Below are 4,975 nucleotides of genomic sequence, written 5' to 3'. Positions count from 1 at the left end.
TCCACCAGCCGCACCCCGAACCGCCGCTCGAACGCCGCCGCGTCCACCGCTCCCGCCTCCGTGCCGAAGCCCATCCGCAGCGGGTTGTCCCGGTCGTCGGCTCGCTCCTCGGTGGCCAGGATGTACTGCACGGCACGGCCGACGTAGGTGAAGTACGTGGCCCCGTACACCCGTACGTCGTCCAGGAACCGCGACGCCGAGAACCGCCGGCGCAGCGCCACGCCCGCCCCGGCCGCCAACGCCGGTGCCCAGTCGGCGATCACCGCGTTGCCGTGGAACATCGGCATGCAGATGTAGTGCACGTCGTCCGGAAGGACCCCGAAGCTGTCGACCAGCGAGCGCCCGGCGGCGGCCAGTCGGCCCTGGGTGCAGATCGCGGCCTTCGGGGCACCGGTGGAACCGGAGGTGAAGTAGAGCAGGATGCGGTCGTCGGGGGTGGCGTGGGAGAAGGCGGAAGGGCGTGCGTCCGTGTACGGGGCGAGCAGGTCGCCGTAGGCCTGAGTGCCCGTCACCAGGAGCCGTACGCCGGGGAGTTGGAGGCCGTCGAGGAGCGGGAGGTGGGCGCGCTCGGTGACGAGGAGCCGGCACTCGGTGTGCAGGATGTCGCGGGCCAGTTCGGGGCCGCGGCGGGTGGGGTTGATACCGGCGACGGCCGCGCCCACGAGGGCCGCCGCGCTCAACCACAGGGGATATTCAGGGGTGTTGTCGAGGAGCACGCCGACATGAGGTGCCGCGCCCCGCGGCAACAGGTCCGCGAGGAGTGCCGCTCTGGCTGCCGCGCCGGCCGCCATCTCGTGGTGGGTGAGCACCTGTTGCCCGCACCACAGCCCGGGGCGGTGGTCGCCCCACCGCGCCTGCACGAGTTCCGCGACGGTACGCCTCCTGGACTCCATGGGGGCGCAGGGTAGTTGACGTACCGTCAGATATGGAGACTACGAGCCCATGAAGTCGAACATCTTGTGGGCCACGAGGATGAAGACGACGCAGAAGGCGACGACCACGCCGAAGAACACCAGCGCGCAGCCCGTCCCCGCCGCGAGCTTCCCGCGGGACGGGGCGTGGGCGGTGGCCCGCTCGGGGTGGTCGGCCGTGTAGTGCACGGTGACGATGTCGCCCTCCAGGGTCGTCCCCGGCCCGTTCCGCTCCTCGAACCTGACCGTGCGGCCCTCGCGCGTCGTGAACTCGTAGACGTGGTGCAGCGTCGTCGACACCATGGTGTCCCCGGCGCCGCCGCTGGTCGTCGTGTACGTCCGCAGACAGCGGGCCTCGGCCGTGAGCCCACTGCTCCAGGCACTGTTGACCTGGCGCGAGCGGCGGATCACGCCGGTCGCGGCGAATACCACGATGGCGATGATGAGAAGTGGCGCGATGTAGAACAGCGCTTCCATGGTGTCCCCCGAGGTCAAGTACCGCTTGGTGGAGGGAACCTACCCCCGGGGGATGCCGGACTGTCTCAAGCGATGCTCAGAACCTCACGCTCAGAACGTGACGTCATCGCAGGAGTAGAACGCGTTGGTCGTGTCCGCGATCGTCCACACCGCGACGATCACGTGGTGGCCGGTCAGGCCGGACGGAAGGGTGCCGGTGTGGGAGATGGTGGACGACGAGGGGCGCTGGCCGTTGTAGGGGACGGTGAGGAACGGGGTGGTGTTGAGGTCCGAGCGGGCCAGGTTGTGGTTCTGGTTCCAACCCGCCTTGGTGACGTAGTACTTGAAGTCCGTCGTGGCGTGGATCGCGGTGAACTGCCAGCGGAACGCGTACGACTGACCACCCGTCACCTTGGTCGTCGGCCACGCGGCGCCCGACGGGGTCTTCGGTGCGCTGAGTTGGGCGAAGCGGCTGATTCCGCCGTTGCAGATCTGGCCGTCGGCGGGGCCTGCCGCCGGGAAGCCCTTGGGGCCCTCGACGCTCTGCGGCTCGTACTGGATGTCACCGCAGTTCGTCACCGTGCCGTTGGCACAGAGCTTCTGCCTGCTGATGGGGAGGTCGGTGTAGCCGTGGCTGCTCGCGGCCCCGGACGAGAGCACGATGGCCCCGGCCGTGGTGAGCCCGAGCGCGCCCGCGTACCACTTGGTCTTTTTGCGCATGCTGCCGCTCCTGGAGAACGTGTGGGGAAGTTCCGTGAGCCGTGCAGGTCTAGACCAAGTCCCAGATTATTGCCCTTACTTGACCGTGTCCATACCGCTCACGGCGCCGATTCCCCCCGCCCCGAGCAGAACGCGACCGTCAAGTCCTTCACCAGCGCCCTGCGCTCGTAGTCGTCCAGCTCCACCAGACCCCGCATGGTCAGCCGCGTCACCGTGTCCTCCACGGAGTCGACCACCGACGTGAGCATCGTCGCCCGCTGCTGCGCGTCCAGCGCGGCGATACGGCGGCGGGTCATCGCCGCCGCGACCTCCGGGGCGTACTCCACGCGGACCGGCCGCACCGAGAACACCTCGATGCCGACCGGCGCCGAGTCCGCCGCGACCAGCCGGGTCAGCGCGTCGACGGCGAGATCGGCCGCGCCCTTCGCGCCACCGCCCGGCGGCTCCACCGGCACCCGGGCCAGCGCCGCCTCCACGCACTCGCGCAGATACGTCTCGTGGTCCTCGACCCCGAGCGTGGCCCGCGCGGTGTCCCGCACCCGCCACACCACGAGCGTCACAACCCGCAGCGCGACCCCGTTCGCGTCGGCCCCCGGCATCGGCTCGCTGCGCCAGTGCCGCAGCCGTACGTCGACGCGGCGGCGCAGCAGCAACGGGTTGACCCACATCAGCCCGGTGCGCCGGACGGTCCCCCGGTAGCGGCCGAACAGGCCGAGCACCCAGGCCCGTCCGGTACGGCCCCGGGCCAGACCCCCGAAGCCGAACAGACCCAGCGCGCCGGCCCCGGCGTACGCCGCCCACTGCGCGGGACCGAGTCCGGCACCGGCGTAGAACGGCAGCCGTAGCGCCTCGGTCGCGAGCGGGGGCAGGACGCCCGCCCACCACGAGGTGGCGAGGCAGCCGGCCAGTCCGCAGGAACCGGCGAGCACGCCCGCCGATCCGGGCAGCACCCGGGCGGGGCGCTCCACCAGGTCGGGGTCGACCTCCGGTGCCGGGCGCGGCCTGGCCGGGACCGGGCGGCGGAAGCGGGGCTGTTCGCCGGTGCCCTGCCGGCGCGCCACGACGGCGGGCCTGAGCGGCACCGAGACCGGGTCGGGGTCGTCGCGGAACAGCAGGTGGACGGGGATCTCGGTGGTCGCCTCGTTCTGGATGAGCCGCGCGGGACGGGTCTGTCCCTCGGGCGGCCCCTCGTTCTCGGGCGTCTGTGAAGTGGTCGTCGTACTCATAGGTGCCTCCAGCCTCCGCGCCAGATGCGTCACAACGGGTGGGGGTGAGTGGGGTGATGGGCGTGCTTACGAGAAGAGGCGGCGCCAGGTCTCCGGCCCCGGGTAGCCGTCGGCCGCGCCGCCGCGCCAGCCCTGGGCGCGCTGGAAGGCCTCGACGTTGCGCCGGTCCGGCTCGCCCCAGCGCGGTCCCGGGCCCGTCGTGTAGTACTTGCCGAAGCCCTTCTTGACCAGCTGCTTTCCCAGCTCGGTGACGTACTTGTTGTTCGCGCCGAGGCGGAACACGGCCTTGCCCGGATAGCCGGGGACGCCGTGGGAAGACGGTGCCGGCGGGCCCGCCGCTCCCACCGCCGCGCCGCCTACGTTCTTGCCCTTGCCGGTGACGAGCAGTTGCCAGGTCTGCGGGCCGGGCAGGCCGTCCGCGTCCGCGCCGGTCCAGCCCTGGGCGAGCTGGAACGCCTGGGTGGCCCGCCGGTCCGCGTCCGACCAGCGCGGGCCCGGACCCGAGGTGTAGTACGACCCGGCGCCCCGGGCGACGAGCATCGTGCCGAGCTGGGTGACGTACTTGTTGTTGGCTCCGGGGCCGAAAGACGACGCTCCCGGGTACGGCGTGTTCGCCTTGCCCGCGTCCACCGGGGTCACCGGAACCACGGGTGTCACCCCTTCCGTACCGCCCGTCACGCCCTTGTAGCGGTACGGCACATAGCTGTCCGAGTGGCTCCAGTACGCGTACGGCGTGGACTGCCGGCGGGCGTGCGAGGGCGTCTCCTCCAGGGCGATGTAGTAGGTGTGCGTGTAGTCGGTCCAGCCGCCGAAAATGACGACGTGCGAACCTTTCTCGGGGTTCGCGAGATTGTGGAACAGGAGAATGTCGCCGGGCTCCAGTTCGTCCTTGGAAATACGCACCCCGTACTGGTCGAGACTGCCGGTCCATTCGTTCCCCGGCAGCCCCCAGGCCATCGAGACGAACCCCGAGCAGTCCTGCCGGTAACCGTCCGACCAGTACGCGTTCATGCTGTACGGCACCTGGGCCGCGATCCAGGTCTTGGCCCGGTTGATGATCTCCGCGCGGGTGGTCGTGGGCGCCTTGACCGCACCGGCAGGCTTCGCCGGTTTCCCGCTCGGGCCGTGCAGCGGGGCCTTGCTCCCCTGCGGGGTCGCGGGCTCGTCACCCGTGTCACCTGCGGGAACGCCGGGGCGAGCCGGAGTGTGGGGAGCGGCCGCGGCCGGTACGGCATGCCCGGCGGCGAGGGCGGTGGACGCCGCGGCCGCCACGAAGAGGACCCGCTGGGCGGCGGGGTGGCCGCCGGTGCGGCCGGTCGGGGAATGCGGCCGGCGACGCCGCCGGTCAGTACATCCGGGGCAGTCGCAATCGCTCGCGGGATCGAATTCCTCGAATACCGGAGTCTCCATGCGATGCCCCTCACACTCCAGGTGGAAATATCCGCGCTCATGCACATCCGCCAGTTTCTCAACTGTCTTCCGGACTCGCATGTTGACGGTCCGAATGATGTACACCGGCCCACCGGGACCCGCCCGGGGGTGGTCGGGAGCACCCCCGGGCATCCGGTAGAGTTGTGCAGGTCAACACGCGCCGCTAGCTCAGTTGGTTAGAGCAGCTGACTCTTAATCAGCGGGTCCGGGGTTCGAGTCCCTGGCGGCGCA

At 70.8% G+C, this 4,975-nt stretch carries 5 protein-coding genes and 1 tRNA gene; 1 reads left to right on the top strand and 5 read right to left on the bottom strand.

Translation table 11 applies throughout. The annotated features are described in order from the left end of the window. The 5 genes from AC31A1_RS46610 to AC31A1_RS46590 all read right to left on the bottom strand — a co-directional run. Window positions 1-893, bottom strand: an 893-nt coding sequence (locus tag AC31A1_RS46610) for an AMP-binding protein (protein ID WP_489659130.1), incomplete at its 3' end; no start/stop codon positions are given. A 39-nt stretch (window positions 894-932) separates the two neighbouring features. Beyond that, a complete protein-coding gene (locus tag AC31A1_RS46605; protein WP_489659131.1) occupies window positions 933-1,388 on the bottom strand; it encodes a DUF3592 domain-containing protein in 456 nt (151 codons plus the stop codon). Between the two features lie 90 nt (window positions 1,389-1,478). Further along, on the bottom strand, window positions 1,479-2,087 hold the full coding sequence (locus tag AC31A1_RS46600) for a lytic polysaccharide monooxygenase auxiliary activity family 9 protein (protein ID WP_489659129.1): 609 nt from the start codon (window positions 2,085-2,087) through the stop codon (window positions 1,479-1,481). Between the two features lie 98 nt (window positions 2,088-2,185). Beyond that, a complete protein-coding gene (locus AC31A1_RS46595; protein WP_489659128.1) occupies window positions 2,186-3,313 on the bottom strand; it encodes an SPFH domain-containing protein in 1,128 nt (375 codons plus the stop codon). Between the two features lie 66 nt (window positions 3,314-3,379). Next, on the bottom strand, window positions 3,380-4,723 hold the full coding sequence (locus AC31A1_RS46590) for a peptidoglycan-binding protein (RefSeq protein ID WP_489659127.1): 1,344 nt from the start codon (window positions 4,721-4,723) through the stop codon (window positions 3,380-3,382). A gap of 178 nt (window positions 4,724-4,901) precedes the next feature. On the opposite strand from AC31A1_RS46590, the gene AC31A1_RS46585 reads away from it, so the two are divergent. Next, window positions 4,902-4,975, top strand: a tRNA-Lys gene (locus AC31A1_RS46585).

The sequence above is a fragment of the Streptomyces sp. P5F9 genome, assembly GCF_057961495.1.
Note: the sequence above shows the minus strand (reverse complement) of the source record. Positions and strands in the feature narration are given on the sequence as shown.